This window comes from Chitinophaga sp. YR627 (genome assembly GCF_900114995.1).
In the GTDB taxonomy this organism is placed as follows: Bacteria; Bacteroidota; Bacteroidia; order Chitinophagales; family Chitinophagaceae; genus Chitinophaga.
The window spans coordinates 1,472,557-1,492,058 of sequence record NZ_FOUX01000002.1 but is presented as its reverse complement, the minus strand read 5'-3'; the positions used below and the strand labels follow the sequence as shown (position 1 = coordinate 1,492,058).

At 46.2% G+C, this 19,502-nt stretch carries 14 protein-coding genes; 10 read left to right on the top strand and 4 right to left on the bottom strand.

Annotated elements, in window-relative coordinates:
- Positions 1 to 83: 83 nt before the first annotated feature.
- A complete protein-coding gene (locus tag BMZ72_RS14650) occupies positions 84 to 416 on the top strand; it encodes a magnetosome magnetite crystal formation protein family (protein ID WP_089809468.1) in 333 nt (110 codons plus the stop codon).
- 124 nt (positions 417 to 540) lie between these two features.
- Here the strand turns inward: BMZ72_RS14650 and BMZ72_RS14645 are convergent, their stop codons facing one another.
- On the bottom strand, positions 541 to 1,602 hold the full coding sequence (locus BMZ72_RS14645) for an isoaspartyl peptidase/L-asparaginase family protein (protein WP_089809466.1): 1,062 nt from the start codon (positions 1,600 to 1,602) through the stop codon (positions 541 to 543).
- 133 nt (positions 1,603 to 1,735) lie between these two features.
- Between BMZ72_RS14645 and BMZ72_RS14640 the strand changes: the two genes are divergently transcribed.
- The 4 genes from BMZ72_RS14640 to BMZ72_RS14625 all read left to right on the top strand — a co-directional run bounded on the left by BMZ72_RS14640 (position 1,736) and on the right by BMZ72_RS14625 (position 9,257).
- Complete coding sequence (locus BMZ72_RS14640) at positions 1,736 to 3,898, top strand: hypothetical protein (RefSeq protein ID WP_089809463.1); 2,163 nt, start codon at positions 1,736 to 1,738, stop codon at positions 3,896 to 3,898.
- Positions 3,899 to 3,929: 31 nt separating this feature from the next.
- Positions 3,930 to 5,069: a glycoside hydrolase family 88/105 protein gene (locus tag BMZ72_RS14635; protein ID WP_089809460.1), complete on the top strand. Its 1,140-nt coding sequence runs from the start codon at positions 3,930 to 3,932 to the stop codon at positions 5,067 to 5,069.
- Positions 5,070 to 5,430: 361 nt separating this feature from the next.
- Positions 5,431 to 6,588 carry a PepSY-associated TM helix domain-containing protein gene (locus BMZ72_RS14630; protein WP_089809459.1) on the top strand — a complete coding sequence of 386 codons (1,158 nt, stop codon included), beginning with the start codon at positions 5,431 to 5,433 and terminating at the stop codon, positions 6,586 to 6,588.
- A gap of 215 nt (positions 6,589 to 6,803) precedes the next feature.
- The gene (locus tag BMZ72_RS14625) at positions 6,804 to 9,257 is read left to right on the top strand and encodes a glutaminase family protein (protein WP_089809456.1); all 2,454 of its coding nucleotides are present in this window, start codon (positions 6,804 to 6,806) and stop codon (positions 9,255 to 9,257) included.
- Positions 9,258 to 10,085: 828 nt separating this feature from the next.
- Here BMZ72_RS14625 and BMZ72_RS14620 read toward each other — a convergent pair.
- Positions 10,086 to 10,325: a hypothetical protein gene (locus BMZ72_RS14620; protein WP_089809454.1), complete on the bottom strand. Its 240-nt coding sequence runs from the start codon at positions 10,323 to 10,325 to the stop codon at positions 10,086 to 10,088.
- Positions 10,326 to 10,487: 162 nt separating this feature from the next.
- On the opposite strand from BMZ72_RS14620, the gene BMZ72_RS14615 reads away from it, so the two are divergent.
- Positions 10,488 to 11,948 carry a sialate O-acetylesterase gene (locus BMZ72_RS14615; RefSeq protein WP_089809452.1) on the top strand — a complete coding sequence of 487 codons (1,461 nt, stop codon included), beginning with the start codon at positions 10,488 to 10,490 and terminating at the stop codon, positions 11,946 to 11,948.
- A gap of 128 nt (positions 11,949 to 12,076) precedes the next feature.
- A complete protein-coding gene (locus tag BMZ72_RS14610; protein ID WP_089809449.1) occupies positions 12,077 to 12,964 on the top strand; it encodes a DMT family transporter in 888 nt (295 codons plus the stop codon).
- Positions 12,965 to 13,021: 57 nt separating this feature from the next.
- On the opposite strand, the gene BMZ72_RS14605 is transcribed toward BMZ72_RS14610, so the two are convergent.
- Positions 13,022 to 13,441: a hypothetical protein gene (locus tag BMZ72_RS14605; protein ID WP_089809448.1), complete on the bottom strand. Its 420-nt coding sequence runs from the start codon at positions 13,439 to 13,441 to the stop codon at positions 13,022 to 13,024.
- Positions 13,442 to 13,533: 92 nt separating this feature from the next.
- Positions 13,534 to 13,776, bottom strand: a complete 243-nt coding sequence (locus BMZ72_RS14600) for a hypothetical protein (RefSeq protein WP_089809446.1) — start codon at positions 13,774 to 13,776, stop codon at positions 13,534 to 13,536.
- A 501-nt stretch (positions 13,777 to 14,277) separates the two neighbouring features.
- On the opposite strand from BMZ72_RS14600, the gene BMZ72_RS14595 reads away from it, so the two are divergent.
- The 3 genes from BMZ72_RS14595 to BMZ72_RS14585 are packed head-to-tail and all read left to right on the top strand — an operon-like array spanning position 14,278 to position 19,478.
- The gene (locus BMZ72_RS14595) at positions 14,278 to 14,877 is read left to right on the top strand and encodes an RNA polymerase sigma-70 factor (RefSeq protein WP_089809444.1); all 600 of its coding nucleotides are present in this window, start codon (positions 14,278 to 14,280) and stop codon (positions 14,875 to 14,877) included.
- A 41-nt stretch (positions 14,878 to 14,918) separates the two neighbouring features.
- Positions 14,919 to 15,929 (top strand): FecR family protein, encoded by a 1,011-nt coding sequence (locus BMZ72_RS14590; RefSeq protein ID WP_089809442.1) that lies wholly within the window; start codon positions 14,919 to 14,921, stop codon positions 15,927 to 15,929.
- Positions 15,930 to 15,983: 54 nt separating this feature from the next.
- Positions 15,984 to 19,478: a TonB-dependent receptor gene (locus BMZ72_RS14585; RefSeq protein WP_089809440.1), complete on the top strand. Its 3,495-nt coding sequence runs from the start codon at positions 15,984 to 15,986 to the stop codon at positions 19,476 to 19,478.
- Positions 19,479 to 19,502 lie beyond the last annotated feature (24 nt).

Sequence of the window (19,502 nt, the reverse complement as noted above, 5' to 3'; positions counted from 1 at the left end):
CCCACCCTGATATTGATGGCACAAAGGCAGGCCACAGTAGCAATACTGTAGCCCGGGCCGCAAAAATTTAAACCATATCTTTTATGAAAAACCAAACGTTGGCTATTATTGCCTACATCACGTTGATCGGATGGTTGTATACCTATGTCCGGTATCGAAACAGTCCTGATAAAAGCAGGCTGGTTCAATACCACCTGAATCAGGCACTGGGCATATTTATATTCGCTGCGGTTTTATGGATAACAATTCAGATTATCTCAGCAATACTCCCTTCAATAGGTTCAATATTAGCGGTTGCCGGCCTTCTTCCATTGGTCTTAATGACTTTTGGTGCTGTTGCAGCATCGAAGGATATTCTAAGCCCTGTCCCCGGAGTTGGAAAGTTGTTTGAGAACAGGTTTAATTTTTTGAACTAATCTGTTATGGATCCGTTAGCCGTTAAAAGCATTATTGACTATATCCTAATACCCTATACTAACTGAAAAAGTAAAACCGGGGAACTCCGTCCTGGAGTTTCCCGGACCTCAGTCTTAACTATTCTTATTTATAAATTTCAATCGTGATCTTGCCATCAGCAGTCACCATACCCCTGTACATCCCCTCCGTATTAAAAGGAAGCGCAGCATTCCCTTCTTTGTCCAAAGCTATCAATCCACCATTACCGCCTAGTTTACCTACTTTATCGATCACGGCCTTTCCGGCCTCCTGTACCGTTAACCCTTTATATTCCATCAGCGCAGAGAGATCATGTGCTACTACACACCGGATAAAAAACTCTCCCCATCCGGTACACGAAATAGCCACCGTATTATTGTTGGCATAAGTACCAGCACCGATAATAGGCGCATCGCCCACACGGCCGTATTTCTTATTGGTCATACCGCCGGTAGATGTTCCTGCTGCCAGGTTACCCGCTTTATCCAGCGCCACAGCACCTACAGTACCAAATTTATTATCGATATTCTCAATACCCAGTTTGCCGGCAGGACTGTAACTATGGTCCAGCTTACTTTTGATGGAATCTTCCCGCAGCGCTTTCTGTAATCCTTCCCAGCGCTCCTGTGTCCGGAAATAGGAGGGATCTACTATTTCCAGTCCGGCTTCTTTCGCAAACTGCTCTGCTCCACGCCCCGTCATCATCACATGTTCTGATTTTTCCATCACCGCCCTTGCTGCTGATATCGGATTACGGATCGTTGATACACCGGCTACAGAACCCGCCTCCAATGTCTTCCCATTCATAATAGCAGCATCCATTTCATTGCGTCCGTCATGTGTGAATACAGCACCCTTACCCGCATTGAACAATGGATTATCTTCCAGTACCCTGATCGTAGCCTCTACAGCATCCAGACTGCTTTTGCCTGCCTGTATCGCTTTATAGCCCGCATTCAGTGCATCGCGTAAGCCGGCAGTGTATGCCGCCTCTTTTTGTGGCGTCATATTTTTTTTCAGAATAGTTCCGGCCCCGCCATGTATAACAAGTACATATTTTTCCTGGCGGAGACTGTCTTCATGGTTAATAGTGCTGGCGCCTGCCCGTATGCTGCTGCACATTATTAGCAGCCAGGTGGCTGATCGGAGAAAGGAGATTGTTTTCATACGGACTAAATTATAAAATCTGTCCCAGTTGTCAGTAGGACACTGTAGGATACTTTGTTAACAGAGATATTGCAAATTAATAAACGGTTTTTGCGCAAACGTTTCCATACATTTATCGAAATGTGTTTCCACGATGACGAATAAAAGAACATCCGTCCGGCTGATCGCGCTTTCATTGTATGTCTTTCTGTTACTGTCCGGTATCTCCGCCAGTGGCCAGGAACGTATTGACCGTATGGCCCTTGTACAAAGACATCATGTAATTAACAAACAGTTCGATTCTCTGTCAGCACTCACCGTAGGGAACGGAGGATTTGCCTATACGGTGGATGTTACCGGTATGCAATCATTTCCTGAGGCCTACAGTCAGGGTGTGCCATTAGGTACGCAATCTGAGTGGGGATGGCATAGCTTTATTGATACCGCTGGTTACCGTTTTGAAGAAAGCCTGAAAGCATATCATCTGGATAACCGTGATATCACTTATGCTGTGCAGTGGAACTCCCCGGAAAGAAACAAAAGCGCTTCTGACTGGTTCCGCCAGAATGTGCACCGGCTGCAATTAGGCAACCTGGGAATGCTCATTACCCTGAAGAATGGTACTACCTGTAATTTGTCTGATATCAAAGAAATTGACCAGGAACTGGACCTCTGGAATGGTATTATCAAAAGCCATTTTACAGTAGAAGGCACGCCGGTGGATGTGATCACTGCCGTACATCCGGAAGCTGATGTTGTCTCCGTTAAAATATCTTCCACCCTGCTAAAAGAAGGACGTATCAAACTGCGTGTCCGTTTCCCTTATCCGACAGGTACTTTTTCGGATGTGGGCGTGAACAGACAGTTTCCTGAAAAACATTCTTCCCGTATCATCGACTATGACCAGCGTTCCTTTACCCTGGAACATGTACTGGACAAATACCGTTACTATCTGAAAGTATCCGGTTCTGAGCCACTGACCGTCACCCAGTTGCAAAGGCATGATCATCTGCTGACACCCGCACCTACGGGTACTGTAATAGAGTGTAGTTTCCGCTTTAGTGAGGAGATGCCATTGGGGCGTAATATCCCGAATTTTGGTGTAGTACGCATGTTGAGTGAAGACTACTGGCAGCATTTCTGGCAGGAGGGCGGGGCGGTTGATTTCTCCGGGAGCACAGATCCAAGAGCTACCGAACTGGAAAGAAGGATCGTCTTATCACAGTATCTCATGGCAGTGCAATGCGCGGGTAATATACCACCACAGGAAACGGGTCTGACCTATAACAGCTGGTTTGGAAAACCACATCTGGAAATGCATTGGTGGCATGCTGCTCATTTTGCGCTCTGGAATCGTCCGGATATGCTGGAGAAGTGCCTGCAATGGTATTATAAAGTAGCAGAAAAGGCGGCCGCTATCGCAAAAAGACAGGGCTATGATGGACTCCGCTGGCAGAAAATGACTGATCCGGCCGGCAATGAAAGTCCGTCTTCCGTAGGGGGATTCCTGATCTGGCAGCAACCGCATTTTATTTATCTGACAGAATTACTCTATCGTCACTATCACGATAAAGGCACATTAAATAAATACAAGGACCTGGTATTTGCTACAGCAGATTTCATGGCTTCCTATCCCACATATGACGGTGCAAAACATCGGTACACACTGGGGCCTGGTATGATCCCGGCACAGGAACGTTTCAAGCCTGAAGGTACTTTCAACGCGACTTTCGAACTGGCCTACTGGCGCTGGGGTTTATCTACTGCACAGGAATGGAGAGTTCGCCTGGGACTACCCCGTAATCCCCGCTGGGATAATGTACTGGACAGCCTTTCTGCGCTTCCGCAGCAACAGGGATTATACCTGGCTGCCGAGAGTGCGCCGGATTCTTATACGAATCCGCCTTACATGACAGATCATCCGGCTGTATTGGGTGCGTTAGGTATGTTGCCTGCCCGTCCCTATGTAGATACCGCTGTCATGCACCATACTTTCAATAAGATCTGGCAGTCCTGGAACTGGAAAGAAACCTGGGGCTGGGATTTTCCGCTCACCGCGATGACAGCCACCCGTCTCGGCTTGCCTGGTAAAGCAATGGATGCCCTGTTTATGCCGGTAAAGACGAATACCTGGTTACCCAACGGACATAATTACCAGGACGAAAGGCTGCGCCTGTATCTGCCGGGGAATGGCGGACTGCTGACGGCTATTGCCATTATGTGTGCAGGATATGACGGTTGTAATGTGGCGTTGCCAGGTATTCCTGACAATGGCAAATGGCGGGTGATGTGGGAGGGGTTGAACCCGATGCCATAATGTTGATCCATCCACGTAAAAACTATATACAATGAAGATGCATCTTTTCGCAGCAGCAGCTTTGCTGGGTATCGCCGGTTATCTGCCGGTACAGGCACAGCAGGCGCTGCCGCCCAAAAAGGAGACCCTCAAAACCCTGACCCTCGCTAACCGTTATTTTATGGAGAAATGGCCGGATGCCGGCAAAGACATTGTATTGAAAAAGACCTGGCCCTCTCACATCTGGACAAGGGCGGTCTATTACGAAGGTCTGATGGCCCTCCACCAGATCGATCCGCAGCAAAGTTATTACGACTATGCAGTACAATGGGGTGATAAGCATAACTGGGGCCTCCGCGGCGGTATTATAACCCGCAACGCTGATAACCAGGCCTGCGGACAAACCTATATCGATCTTTACCTCCTCGATAAAAAACAACACGAAAACCGTATCCACGATATCAAGGCTTCCATCGATACCATGCTGCACACCGATGTGATCGATGACTGGGACTGGATAGATGCCATCCAGATGGCTATGCCCGTGATGGCGCGTCTGGGTAAGCTCTATAATGACACGGCCTATTATCACCGCATGTATGAGATGTATGCCTATACCAAATACAAGCATGGTACAGAAGGGCTGTACAACCAACAGGAACACCTCTGGTGGCGTGATAAAGACTTCGTACCTCCTTACAAAGAACCCAATGGCGGCAACTGTTACTGGAGCCGTGGCAATGGCTGGGTACTGGCCGCCCTGCTTAGAACGATGGAACACCTCCCCCAAAGCTCTCCCTACTACAAGCTCTTCCTACAGGACTTCAAAGACATGTCAGCTGCCATTCTCAAGCTCCAGCGTCCTGACGGCTTCTGGAATGCCAGTCTCCATGACCCCACCAATTTCGGCGGTAAGGAACTGACCGGTACCTCCCTCTTTGTATACGGTATGGCCTGGGGCGTACGCAAAGGCTATCTTGACAAGAAAACCTACCAGCCCGCCATCACCAAAGCTTGGAATGCCCTCACCAAAGAATGCGTACGCGACAACGGTATGCTCGGTTACGTCCAGAGCACCGGAAAACAACCTTCCGACGGCCAACCTGTCACCTACGACAAAATTCCCGATTTCGAAGACTACGGTTTGGGCTGCTTCCTCCTCGCCGGCTCGGAAATTTATAAAAGTAAATAGCGGCCAGATAGTCTTATAACCTCTTTCATAAGAACGGTCAGATGATGCCTCCCACATCGTCCGGCCGTTTTTCAGTTTTGATAACATTTCCCACAGCGGTTTTCAGCTGGAGACCACTGGCCTTAGTTCTTAGAAGTATGCCGAGCCCCTGCAACCAGGGGTTTAATCAACCCCCACCGCCCAACTCTCCCCCCCGCCCCATAGCAAGGAACTTCAAAGAACTACAGCCTGTGGTCCCAGACTGAAACCGCGGTATCCCAGGAGATCCGCTAAAACAAAAATTCCCGTTTCGAGCAAACATTCCCTGCTATTTATCGCATCTTTAACCACAACCTTCGAACGAAAGCAATTGCAATTGCATATGACTGTAAAAAAACTCATTGGTAAGGTCCACCTCTGGCTGGGCTTTATTTCCGGCATCGGCGTTTTCATGATAGCCATCACCGGCTGTATCCTCGCGTTCCAGCAGGAAATTGAAAGCCTGACCAAGCCGTACATGTACACGGAGAGCAGGCCTGGTATCAACCCGCTACCACCGTCCACGCTAAAAGCAATTGCAGTAAAAGAAATCAAAGACAAACAGCCAAACGGCATCAACTACCCAGGGAAGGATAAAAGCGCTTCCGTGATGTTCTACGGCGCCGATCCGGACTATTACTACCAGGTCTTCCTGAACCCTTACACCGGCAAAGTGATCAAGGTATGGAGCGAAGAAGGCGACTTTTTCCATTTTATATTACACGGACATTATTACCTCTGGTTACCGCCAACGATCGGCCAGCCGGTAGTAGCATCTGTGACATTGATATTTGTAGTCATGCTGATTTCCGGTCTGATATTATGGTGGCCAAAGAATAAGGCAGCGGCCCGTCAGCGTTTCAGTATCAAATGGGACGCAAAGTGGAGAAGGATCAACTACGACCTGCATAACGTACTCGGATTTTATATACTGGTGATAGGATTGCTGATTGCTACCACCGGGCTGGTATGGGGTTTTGAATGGTTCAGCAAGGGATTATATTATGCAACTTCCGGCGGAAAAGCACTGCCGCCATATGCAGCGCCGCTGTCAGATACAACGAAGCCGGCACAATACAGTATCCCGGAAGATCAGGTCTGGCAACAACTGCTGGCAAAAGCGCCACAGGGTGCTGGTATCAATATCGGTTTTGCGACAGGTACATCTGAATCGATTGCTGCGTCTGTGAACTACCGTCCCGGTACTTATTATAAGTCTGATAACTATTATTTCGACCGCAATACCCTGGCCATACTCCCGGCCGAGGGACCTTATACCGGCGAATATGCCAAAGCCAGCTTTGCCAACAAGCTTAGGGATATGAACTATGATATCCACGTAGGCGCGATATTGGGCCTGCCAGGAAAGATCATTGTTTTTATGGCTGGTCTGATCTGTGCCAGTCTGCCGGTAACAGGTATCTATATATGGTGGGGCAGAAGAAACAAGAAAGTTAAAAAAAGCCCTGTTACCAGTGCGGCTTCCCGGGTAAGGGTCTGATCCGGTATCCCCCTCAGAAAAAATAAGCGTAAAAACTACGTTTCAAATAAAATAATTTCTATTTTTCAGCAGCGGAAGAATGTTCGGTGCTGTTGATTTAATCCACGGGTATCATTTTAAAACAGGTCTATGAGTCTCTGCAATTCTGCTGATACGGCAGAAGGGGTGGCGCATTTCCACGTATTCAATAACTCTTACATAAAGCTCCACAAATCATGAAGAGAATTTTTGGTATTGCAGCCGTACTGCTGTCACAGCAGCTGTATGCGCAGCAACAACAGGCGCCTGCCTATCCGCTGATCACACATGATCCGTATTTCAGCGTATGGTCGGCAACCGACAATCTGAACGCATCTGCTACCCGTCACTGGACCGGTACGGAACAATCCCTGACGGGGTTTGTAAAGGTAGATGGCGTTATTTACCGTGTGCTTGGCGCACCGGGACATTTGTACAGGCAGCTGGCAGCGACCGCTGATGCTGCACCTTATGAGGTACGTTATACAGAAACAGCGCCTGCTAAAGGATGGGAAGATCCCGCATTTAGTGATGCCGACTGGAAAACTGGTAAAGCACCTTTCGAAAAAGAAAGGAAAACAGCAGGAACTCCCTGGTTTTCTGATGACGTATGGGTACGCAGGACATTCAACGTGGATGATACCAATGTGGATAACCTGCTGCTCAAGATCAATCACGATGACAATGCGGAAGTTTATCTTAACGGAGAACTGATCTACAGTTACGTGGGATGGTTAAATCATATGTCCTATTTCCCCATCAAAGATGAAGTAAGAAAGAAACTGCGTAAAGGCACCAATGTACTGGCCATGCATTGTACCAATACCAGGGGCGGCGCTTACCTTGATGGTGGTATCGTGACTGAACTCAAAGACAAATGGGCAGATAAAGTAAAGCTCGCAGAACAGAAAAATGTGGAACTGACTGCTACGCAGACAGCCTACAATTTCACCTGTGGAAAAGTAGATGTAAAACTGACCTTTACATCTCCGCTGCTGATGAAGGACCTGGACCTGATGTCCCGTCCTGTTTCTTATATCTCTTATAAGGTAAAAGCAAACGACGGCAGTAAACATAAAGTGGAAGTATACTTCGGTGCTTCTTCTGACCTGGCTGTAAATACACCGGCACAGGAAGTGACTGCACAGCAATATAACAGCGAAGGTTTATCTATCCTGAAAACCGGTACGGTGGCACAACCTGTACTGGCAAAGAGAGGTGATGACCTGCGTATTGACTGGGGATATCTTTATGTAGCTGTTCCACAGTCTGCTGGTGCGAAGCAGTTTGTCACCGGAGAAGGTGTAGCTGTTGGCGCATTTGCCGGTAAAGGAAAAACGCCGAAAGTTGATAAAGGCACACAGCTGGTGCTGAACACAACGGTATCACTGGGTAAAGTGGATGGTACAGAAAAAGAACAGGTATTCCTGCTGGGATATGATGATCTGTATGCTATTCAGTATTTCAATACCAATCTGAGACCATGGTGGAAAAAAGATGATAGTTACACGATCGAAAAAGAACTGAAGAAAGCGCAGGATGAATATGCGGCGATCATCGGCCGCTGCAATGCGTTTGACAAAGAACTGTATGAAGACACTAAAAAAGCCGGTGGTGAGAAATACGCAAAACTGTGCGTACTCGGTTATCGCCAGAGTATTTCTGCACACAAGCTGGTAAAGAGTCCGCAGGGAGAGATCCTGTTCCTGTCCAAAGAAAACTTCAGTAACGGCTGTATCAATACAGTAGATGTTACTTATCCTTCTGCACCATTGTACCTGATATATAATCCAGATTTGATGAAAGGTATGCTAACTGGCATATTCTATTTCAGTGAAAGTGGAAAATATACACAGCCTTATGCGGCACATGACCTGGGTACATATCCACTGGCGAATGGCCAGGCATATGGTGAAGGCATGCCGGTAGAAGAATCCGGTAATATGATCATTCTGACAGCGGCGATCGCAAAAGCAGAAGGCAATGCTAACTATGCAAAGCAACATTGGAAAACGCTGACAACATGGGCAGAATACCTGCTGAAAGAAGGTTTTGATCCGGCTAATCAACTGTGTACAGATGACTTCGCAGGTCACCTGGCGAGAAACGCCAACCTCTCTGTTAAAGCGATCGTTGGTCTTGGTTCTTATGCTATGCTGGCTGATATGCTGGGGGATAAGGTTACTGCGGAGAAATACAGAAAGGCAGCAAAAGACATGGTGCCTAAATGGATGCAGCTCGCGGATGATGGTGATCACTATACACTGGCATTTGAAAACAAAGGTTCCTGGAGCCAGAAATACAACCTGGTATGGGATAAAGTACTCGGACTGGATCTGTTCCCGAAATCCGTTTACCAGAAAGAGATTAAATATTATCTCACCCGTCAGTTAGCATACGGACTGCCGCTGGATAGCCGTAAAAATTACACTAAATCTGACTGGATCATCTGGACAGCAACACTGGCAGATAGTCCTGCTGACTTCTCTGCATTCATTGATCCTTTATATAAGTATGCACAGGAAACAACGTCCCGTGTACCGATCAGTGACTGGCATGAAACCGAAGATGGTAAGATGGTCGGATTCCAGGCAAGGAGTGTAGTAGGTGGCTATTTTATGCCATTATTAGGCACCACTATCAAAAAATAATTATAAAGCCATTCGGCTGAAAGTATGTGGGGTGGCTCTTTTACAAGAAGAGCGCCCCACACTTTTTTAAGTGTAGTAATACTACTACAAAAGAATTTGCGGGGCGGTTATATATTTGTATCAGCAACGAAAAAATAAACACTTCGTCAGCAAATCACTCCTACTGTCCTATACCGTAAAAAAGGTCCCCTTTCCCTATTAAAAATTTACTGGAAGAATTATCTTATTCAAAATATTAATGCTGTATGCTGTTTCGGCATCCGGCGTGAAGAACTTGGTTTTTATTAGGATATGGTTAGAAAGGGTTGTCATTCTTGACGACCTTTACCTTTTTATATAGGTCCCACGCAAAGCAATTTCAGATAATAGTCAGATATACTTTACTCTTCGTTAGACTTACCTCTTTTAGCGTAAGTCTAACGAAGAGTGAAGCCGTCTTATTAAGATAATAGTACTGTCAAAGTTTTCCGGAAATATTAGTTTATTTCAACTGTAAGCTCCGCTCATCATGGATTGCAGGGGCTTATAGACATAGAAATCCGTAATACGCCAATGCTTAATTTTCAATAAAAAAAGAACCCGCAAGCATTACTTGCGGGCTCTTCTACTTTTTGGGTAATGGATGTATGAGGTTTATAATGGATGCTTGCCTTGGGTACAATGAATGCTTATTTGGAGTACAATGAATTCAGGGACGCACAATGAATGAAATATCCGGGGGGCAAACAATGAATGCCTGGAGTTAAATGGATGAAATTAACAATGGATGATGGGGTAATGAATGAAAAAGGGGCGATGGATGAGTTTGGGGGGCGAATGGATGAAAAATTAGTTCTGACTGAACTCACTAAAGAAGCGGCGTGCGACGTGTTTGAATCTGTTCACCTCTTCTTCGTCTTCCAGTATTATATCCGGATGATTTGTTGTCGACTGATAATATTGATAAGCAACAGATGCAATATCCATGCTACTGTTAGCGCCTGCAGTAGCTTTGATAGAACGGCTGTTGCTTTGCAGATAGTGCAGGGCTTTGATATCGAAATCTAAAGTGATAATACCGTTTATCATAGTTGTATCGTTTTATGCAGACTCATATAAAAATTTCGTGCCAAACTAAATTTGTCCGGTGAAAAAGGCATCAAAAGCCACTATATAGGATACTTTGCAGAGAAGGGGTTGTGCATCTATTCCCCATTTTGTATCTTGACGAGTAGAAAAAACTCTTGATTCATGCAACTGACCACGTTACTCAAGCCCCTGCTCACCGGGGTACTATCATGCACACTTATCTTAAATAGCTTTGCAGATGTTCGTTTGCCCGCTTTGGTCGGTAGCAATATGGTGTTACAGCGTAATAAACCTTTGAATATCTGGGGATGGGCTGATAAGGGAGAAAAAGTGACCGTTTCTTTTCGTAACGGTGTTTACAGGACCGTCGCTGCTGCTGATGGCAAATGGAAAGTACAACTCCCCGCACAGCAGGCCGGAGGACCGTATGCAATGACCATTACCGGTCATAATACCATAAAACTGGACAACATTCTGGTAGGTGAAGTATGGATCGCATCCGGACAATCCAATATGGAAATGCCCCTCAAAGGATGGGGTAAGATCCTCAATCATGAACAGGAGATTGCTGTCGCCAATTATCCGGAGATCCGTTTGTTCCAGCTGAAACACACCACCAGCACGGCGCCACTGGAAGATGTAAATCCATGGGATGGCGGCTGGCAGGCATGTACGCCACAGAGCATTCCGGAATTTTCTTCCGTAGGGTATTTCTTTGCCCGTGAGGTCTATACACATGAACACATACCCGTGGGAGTTATCCACACTTCCTGGGGTGGAACTGTTGCGGAAGCGTGGACAAGTGGGGAATCTATAAAAAAGATCCCGGCATTCGCAGATACAGTGAAAGCGTTTGAAAATCTGCCGACGCCTTTAGCTCCCTCCAATCCGAATAAAGCCACCCTGCTTTATAACGCCATGATCCATCCGCTGCTGCCATACGCTTTTCGCGGTGTTATCTGGTACCAGGGAGAAGGTAATGCAGAAAGAGCTTACCAGTATCGTGAGGTATTCCCAACCATGATCAAAGACTGGCGTAAACAGTGGCATAACGGTGATTTCCCGTTCTATTTCGTACAACTGGCCAACTTTAAAGACAAACAGGCACAACCTGTTGAATCTGACTGGGCAGAGTTAAGAGAAGCGCAGTTAATGACGCTGTCACTGCCTAATACCGGTATGGCTACGGCTGTGGATATCGGAGATGCAAAAGATATTCACCCTAAAAATAAACAGGAAGTAGGCCGTCGTTTGTCCCTTATTGCCAGGGCAAAAGTGTATGGGGAAAAAATACCCTATTCCGGTCCGATTTACCAGTCAAAACTGGTAGCGGGTAACAAGATAACACTAACCTTCAAAAACGCAGATAACGGGCTTGTAATGAAGAATGGAGCTACCCTGAAAGGTTTTGAGGTGGCAGGTGCCGACAAGAAATTCCATTGGGCACAGGCAACCATCAGTGGTAACCGTGTGATTGTATCCAGCAGCGAGGTGGAAAAACCTGTTGCCGTACGTTATAGCTGGGCCGACAACCCGGATGGTAACCTGTACAGCGGCGCCGGTTTGCCGGCAAGTCCGTTCCGTACAGACAACTTCCAGGGAGTGACCTACGGTAAAAAATAAACTTTCCTATTTTAACAAGGATAAAAGGGCAGGCATCTTTTCCAGATGCCTGCTCTTTCATTTAATACCATTAAGAATTAATAACCGGAATATCTACTTTTACAGCATAATATCAATCGCCGGGAATAATGCGCCAGATCGTAATAGGATTACTCTTCGCCATGCTATGGGCATCCGCAGCAGTGGCTACCAAAGTCGGTATTCACTCCGCAGATGCACTGATACTTGCTAATGTCAGGTTTCTGCTGGCAGGAGGAGGGATGCTGTTGTTTGCCTACCTGGGGCAGAAGGGACAGCACAGATTACCCAGCGGAAAGGAATGGAAACAGCTGTTCATCTTCGGCGCACTGAACACCACCGTTTACCTCGGATGTTTTGTACTGGCCATGAAATCCGTATCTGCCGGTATCGGAAGTTTATCCACCGCTACCAGTCCTTTGTTCATCATGGTCATATCCGCACTGTGGCTAAAGCGTTCCCTGAAATGGTATGAGGTGCTGGGCATGTTCCTGGGCATGGCGGGTGTTGGATTGGCAACCTATCCTTTGCTGCAGGACAGCCATGCAACAGTAGGAGGGATCCTGACCCTGCTTTTTGGAATGCTCGCGGTATCTGTGGCAACGGTGTATTATGCGCGTATTAAATGGGAGATGGCCAATGTGGTGATCAATGGATGGCAGGTGTTTCTCGGCGGACTACTATTCCTTCCCATCACCGCACTTTTTGCCAATTTCGAAACCACACACTTCGATCTCCGGTTCTGGTTATCTGTCGGCTGGCTGATCATACCCGTATCCGTTATTGCTTTACAGTTATGGTTCTATCTCGTACGGAAAGACGCCGTACGTGCCTCTCTGTGGCTCTTCCTGTGCCCTGTTTTCGGGTTCCTGTATTCTTCTGTACTGCTGCATGAACCGATTACCTGGTTCACATTTGCAGGTACATTCCTGGTGATCGCAGGACTCTATCTGGCACAAAGGGAAAAGTTTCAGAAAAAGACGGCAGCTGAAAAGTAGAAAAAGGCTCCCCTGACTGTCCACCGGACAGTCTCATTTATACATACCACCGCTTTATTATTCCTCAAAATCAATTGACTTGATCTTATTGGCGAGATTGTCGATGCTTTGCAATTCGATCTCTGCCATCTTCCTTTTCAGGATCGTAGCCTCCTCGGGAGAGATAATGCCGTTCTGTAAAGCTGCCTCGATCTTCTTCTGCAACAGCTTTTTTGACCTTTCTACTTTCTTGACTTTGAAATATGCATTGGACTTACGGGAAATAAATTTCCAGAATACGGACAATACAATGGATACGCTGGGCGCAATGATCACCAGCCATGATTTAAGTGGATATGTATCAGGAAGATTACTTGCAAGCAGCACCAGTAATGTACCACCTCCTGCGCCGGCTATACTGGCGGATGTTGAATTCGGTTGCTGGATATTGGAAGCTTGCTGGGATGGGTTAGCAACCAGTGAATTTTCTTGTTCCAACGAAAAAAAACGGTTTATAGGATAATAGTATAGTATATAGTGGATGATGGTATTCTGACCAGGCGATAGTAATAAGCAAAATGAAGTGAAAACTATTTCCCTAATAATACATCGAGGGTACGGAGTATCTGTTGTGTATCATTCTTTTCTTCGAGATCAAGCACTACAACATGTCCTGATTTATCTTCTACTACCAGTGCTTTTGGCGGATATCTGCGGATTCTCTTGAGTCTGGCTGTTTCTCTTGAAGCATTAAAAATAATTAACGCCAGCGAGGACAGTGAGGCGAACACCGCGATAATCACCAATATCATTGTAGAGGTAGCAGACATCATAATAAATTATGTTTTTCTGGTTTTAGCATAGCTATTAAATATACGCAATTTCTGTCAAAAAAACACTTATCATATCTTTTATATATTGAACCTGCGTGGATTAAAATTATTCCTTATCTGACACTTCCCAAATATTTTTTTTATGCCTGTAAGTAGTTCTCCTTTTTTTCCTGTCCTACTATAGATACCGGAACAAAGTCCGGGCCAGCCATAAATCAGACTGGACAAGCGCCTGGAAGGAAAACTGAGGATTACACGTAGAAAACTGATTCTAAGAGGATTAATGAGTACTATGCCAGCCCGGAGAAGAAACTATACCGCATAACAGCGTTCTATAAACTGATAAGATCTTGATTGTTTAGAGTGTATTAATAACAAACGGGGTTAATTTAGGACTAGACTAAAATTAACGCTGGGGACAAATTCCGCGATAATGATGATTATATTTACCTCCCGGGGATTCTTTCCGTATGTAAACGAGAGTGCAGCACAACATACAGTATGAGTAACAGTGAAAACATCAGGTATTGGCAACAGCAGATTGCTTGTGAAAATGATGAGAAAGCCTTTTCAGAGCTGTTCCGGCATTTTTATGACCGGTTACTGTATTTTGCCGTACAATACGTCTACACCCGCGAAGCAGCAGAAGAGATCGTCTCTGACGTGTTCGTTAAGATATGGAACCGTCGGGAAGAACTGGATAAGATCGCTAATCTCGAAGTATACCTCTTCGTAGCTGTCAAAAATCATTCGCTCAATTATCTGGAACAATATTCCGCCTTACGGATCGCCCCGCTTAGTGACGATTCCGGCCTTTCTCAGCTGACCAATCCCATTGATCCAGAAAGGACCATGGAATGGAAGGAAATTCTGTTCAAAATGGACCAGGAGGTAGGGCGCCTGCCTGACCAGTGCCGCCGTGTGTTCAAACTGATCAAAGAGGAAGGGTTTAAATATAAAGACGTCGCAGAAATCCTCAACATCTCTCCGCGTACAGTAGAAACACAGTTGTTCCGCGCCATGAAGCGCCTCAATGAAGTGATAGGTCCTTATATCACCAACAGACTGAAATCAAAAAATAAAAATCCGGATTCCTTGTAAGTAGTTTTTTATTTCTGTCTGTCCTTCTACTACAACCACATATGATAAACGAAGAATTATTTACCACGTTAGCCGCCAGGAAACTGGCAGGAGAAGCTACCACGGCAGAATTGCTGGAGCTTGACGGAATGTTGCAGGAATATCCTGAACTCCGCGAACGCTACCAGCTGCTGCAACAGTACTTCAAAGTGTCCTCATATCATTCATCTGCCGATACAGAACTGGCGCTGCAACGCACCCTGTCCCGGATATCCGTTCCTGTCAGCAATACGCCTGTAAGGAAAATGTTCCCGTGGAAGTGGGTAGGCGCCGCTGCTGCCGCTGTATTGATAGGTATCGTCTCATTTGTGGTACTCAGGCCCAAAGATCATCCGGTTGAAATGGTGAAGCTGATGGAAAGACAGAATGGTAAAGCAACCAGGGCTTCTATCGAACTGGCTGATGGTAGTAAGATCTGGCTCAATGCGGAAAGCAAACTGTCTTATCCGGAAGTATTCGATGGTAATACACGTGAAGTATATCTTACCGGGGAAGCTTTTTTTGATATTGCTCCCAATCCGAAGAAACCTTTCATCGTGCATTTCAACGCCGGTAGCGTCCACGTGCTCGGCACTTCATTCAATGTACGTGCTTATGAAAATGAAGCCGTACAAACGTCTGTAAGAACTGGTAAAGTAGCATTCATCCCTAACCGTAAACAGGGAGAAAAGCCTGATACCATCTTTATTACACCTGATGAGAAAGTAACCTTACAAACCACTGTTGCAGATACAAAGAGCAACGGTATCGTAAAAGAAATTACTTCCTCCGAAGAGGATAAAGCATGGACAGAAGGAAGACTTATATTCCGTGATGAAACACTGGAAGACATTGCATCCGAACTGGAAAGGACGTTCGGTAAGAAAGTGACCTTTGGCAATGACGCTCCACGGTATTACAGGCTCACAGGCGCTTTCCAGGATAACAGCCTGCAGGATATCATGTATTATCTCGCCAGGTCCAAAGCATTCCACTATACCATCACTGATAGCACATTACTGATCACAGAATAATAGTTCACGTTTATAATAATCAATCAAATCAATTCATTCACAAACAGCTGCGTTATGAAAGAAAGACCGCTACCCACGCGTTTTTCAGGAATTTTCCGCTCGTTGTTCCTCCCGCTGCTCGTCTGCATGGCTTTATTGAGCATGCTTGACCTGAAAGCGCAGAGTGCATTTGCTGCTGATGCAAATCATCCTGTCTACAGTCAGGGACAACAGGTAAAAAAAGATACTGAACTCCCTTTTGAAAGCCGTATCAGTCTGCAGGTAAGTAATGAACAACTTGCACAGGTACTGGAGAAGATCGAAAAACAAACCTCTTATGTGTTTGTCTATTCAAACGATGAAATCGGCGCTGCCCAGAAGATCTCCCTGTCTGTAAAAGACAGGAAACTGGGAGAAGTACTGGAAATGGTGCTCTCTCCGCTGGAGATCAAATTTGAAATGATCAATAACAAGATCATTCTCAAGCAGCAGGCAGCTACCACCATTCAGCAACAGGCAGATATCACGATCAATGGCCGGGTCGTTAATAATAAGGGAGAAGGTATCCCTGGTGTGAATGTTCGTTTGCAGGGTACCAGCGTCGGTACCTCTACAAATGATCAGGGTTTTTTTACGTTAAAGATCCCGAATGGGCAAGCCAATGGTACCTTAGTTTGCTCTTCCGTTGGCTTCATCCCATCGGAAGTAGGGATCAGCGGAAGAACCAACATCACCGTAATGCTCACTGAGGACTCTAAGGACCTGGGAGAAATAGTGGTTACCGCTTACGGCACACAGAAGAGAACACAGGTAACGGCGGCTATCAATACCATCTCCACTAAAGATATTGAAAGCCGTCCCGTTACAAACATGTTTCAGGCTTTACAGGGAACTGCGCCCAACCTCATTCTGCAGCAGAATACCGCAGAACCAGGTGCGCAGATGACCCTCAATATCCGTGGTGTAGGTAGTCTTACCGGCAACTCTCCGTTGATCATCATCGATGGTGTACAGGCCGGAAGAGATGGTCTGCAGAACCTGAACCCTTATGATGTGGAAAGCATCTCCGTATTGAAAGATGCGGCTTCTTCCGCTATCTACGGTTCTCAGGCTGCAAACGGTGTTATCTATATCACGACGAAAAGAGGGTCCAAAGACGAAAAGCCTTCCGTTACCTATAATGGTATGTATGGTTTCCAGACGCCCACCACGCTGCCCCGCAACGTAGAAGCCTGGGAATATATGACGCTGAAAAACGAGGCACTGGTGAATTCCGGTAAAACGCCGCAGTACGCTCCCGAAGATATCAGCTACTGGCATCAGCGTGGTTCTGAACCAGCTTATCTGAAAGAAATGCTGCGTAATACCACTCCTCAGCAGAACCATAGTCTCAGCATGACAGGTGGCGGCAAAAGCAGCAGCTACCTGGTATCCCTCGGTTATGTGGATCAGGGTAACATGTTGCAGAACTCCTACGTATCAGAAGACTTCTATTACAAACGCTACAATGCAAGGGCTAACCTCGCTGTGGATGTGAGTAAATATGTGAAAGTAAACGTAAATCTCGCGTATACAAAAGGCATCAAACGCAGACAGCAGGCTGATATCGGCTTCCTGATCCGCGATGCGATCCGTACGCCGCGTATCTACCCTGTACAGGATTCACTGGGCAACTTCGTAGTACCTTCCCTGAACAGTAACAACGTGATCGCGCAGCTGAAATACGGAGGCTTCAATAAAGAAGAAAAAGATAACCTCCTGGGTGGTCTGGATATTACCGTAACACCGGTGAAGCACTTCAAACTGAACTTCAACGCTTCCGGTACCTATACCATCACCAATCAGCAGGAACGCCAGAACAAGTATTCTTACGCTCCATACTATACTACCGCCAATCCGCCGCTGTACAACAGAATGTACGAGTATGAGTTCAAGGACCTCGCCTCCAACGTATATGCAACTGCGGAATACGAGAACACCTTTAATAAACATTACATCAAAGCGCAGGTCGGTGGACGTAGCGATGCTATCAATGAAGAATACGGTGTGAAAGCAACCCGTTATGGTACTACAAATCTGGATGATGACTGGACCATCGGTGGTGGTTATATTCCTAAACCGGACGGTACTTTCGATTACGCCAACATCGGTACTTACAACGATATCATCAATCCAAACCTGTATGCGCTGAACTCTGTTTTCGGCAGAGTGAACTACGCATTCAATGATAAATATCTGGCGGAATTCACCTGGCGTTATGATGGTTCTTCCAAACTGGCTCCTGGTCACCAGTGGCAGTTCTTCCCGGCTTTCTCGCTGGGTTGGAGGATCACTGATGAGGAATTTTTCGGTGATTTCAAAAAACGCTTCGGTAACGTGAAATTCCGTTATTCATGGGGACAGGTCGGTAACTCCAACATCGGTGGATTCAACTACCTGGCAAGAGTTACCCTGAACACTGGTAAATATCCTTTCAACAATACACCAAATACCGGTGCTGATTTCTCTGCCTACAATGAAACATTGCAGTGGGAGATCTCTACCATGAGCAACTATGGTGTGGATGTAGACCTGTTCAATAACAAGATCAACGCCTCTTTCGACTACTTTAATAAAAACACAAATGGTATCTACCTGTTCCAGGTAGTGCCTGGTACGGCCGGTATAGGCGCCTCCCTGCAGAACGTTGGTAAAGTGCAGAACAAAGGCTGGGAGCTGACAGTTTCCTATCATGCAAAAACAGGGGCGGTGAATCATACGATCTCCGGTAACCTGTCAGACAACCTGAACAAAGTGGTGAAATATGGTGAGCAGTCCGTACAGGGGTCTGACTTCGCCTTCATCATCAAAGAAGGTTTCCCGATCGCATCCTACTATGGTTACAAATCAAACGGTCTGTACCAGAACCTGGATGATATCAAAAATGCACCAAAAGTGCCTTTCGCTTACAACCAGCAGGTAATGCCGGGTGATGTGAAATACATCGACCGTAATGGTGATGGTGTGATCGATGCTGACGACCGTTATGTATTCGGGAATCCATTCCCACGTTACACTTTCGGTTTCAGCTATGCGGCTAACTGGAAAGGCTGGGACTTCTCTATGTTCTGGCAGGGTGTGGGCAAAAGAAGCCAGTTCCTCCGTGGTGATATCGTAGAGGCCTTCCACAACAACGAGGACCATGCTTTCGAGCAACACCTGGATCGCTGGACGCCTACTAATCCGGATGCTTCTTATCCACGTCTGACCATTGGTAATGCGGATGCAAACAACTTCGCTTATTCCGACTACTGGTTGTTCGATACCAAATATCTGCGTTTGAAGAATCTGCAGTTTGGTTATACACTGCCTCGTAGCGTAAGCCAGCTGCTGCATATCCAGAATGCAAGGGTGTATTTCACCGGACAGAACATTCTGACCTTCACACCACGCCGTTTCCGCGACCTGGGTGTAGATCCGGAATTCACACAGTTTGACGATAAACTGTCCTTTACCAATTACAACGCTATTGCAGGACGTAGTTATCCGAATGCGGCTACTTTCTCATTTGGCCTGGATCTGAAATTCTGATGATAGTGTTTTAATGCTCAATCG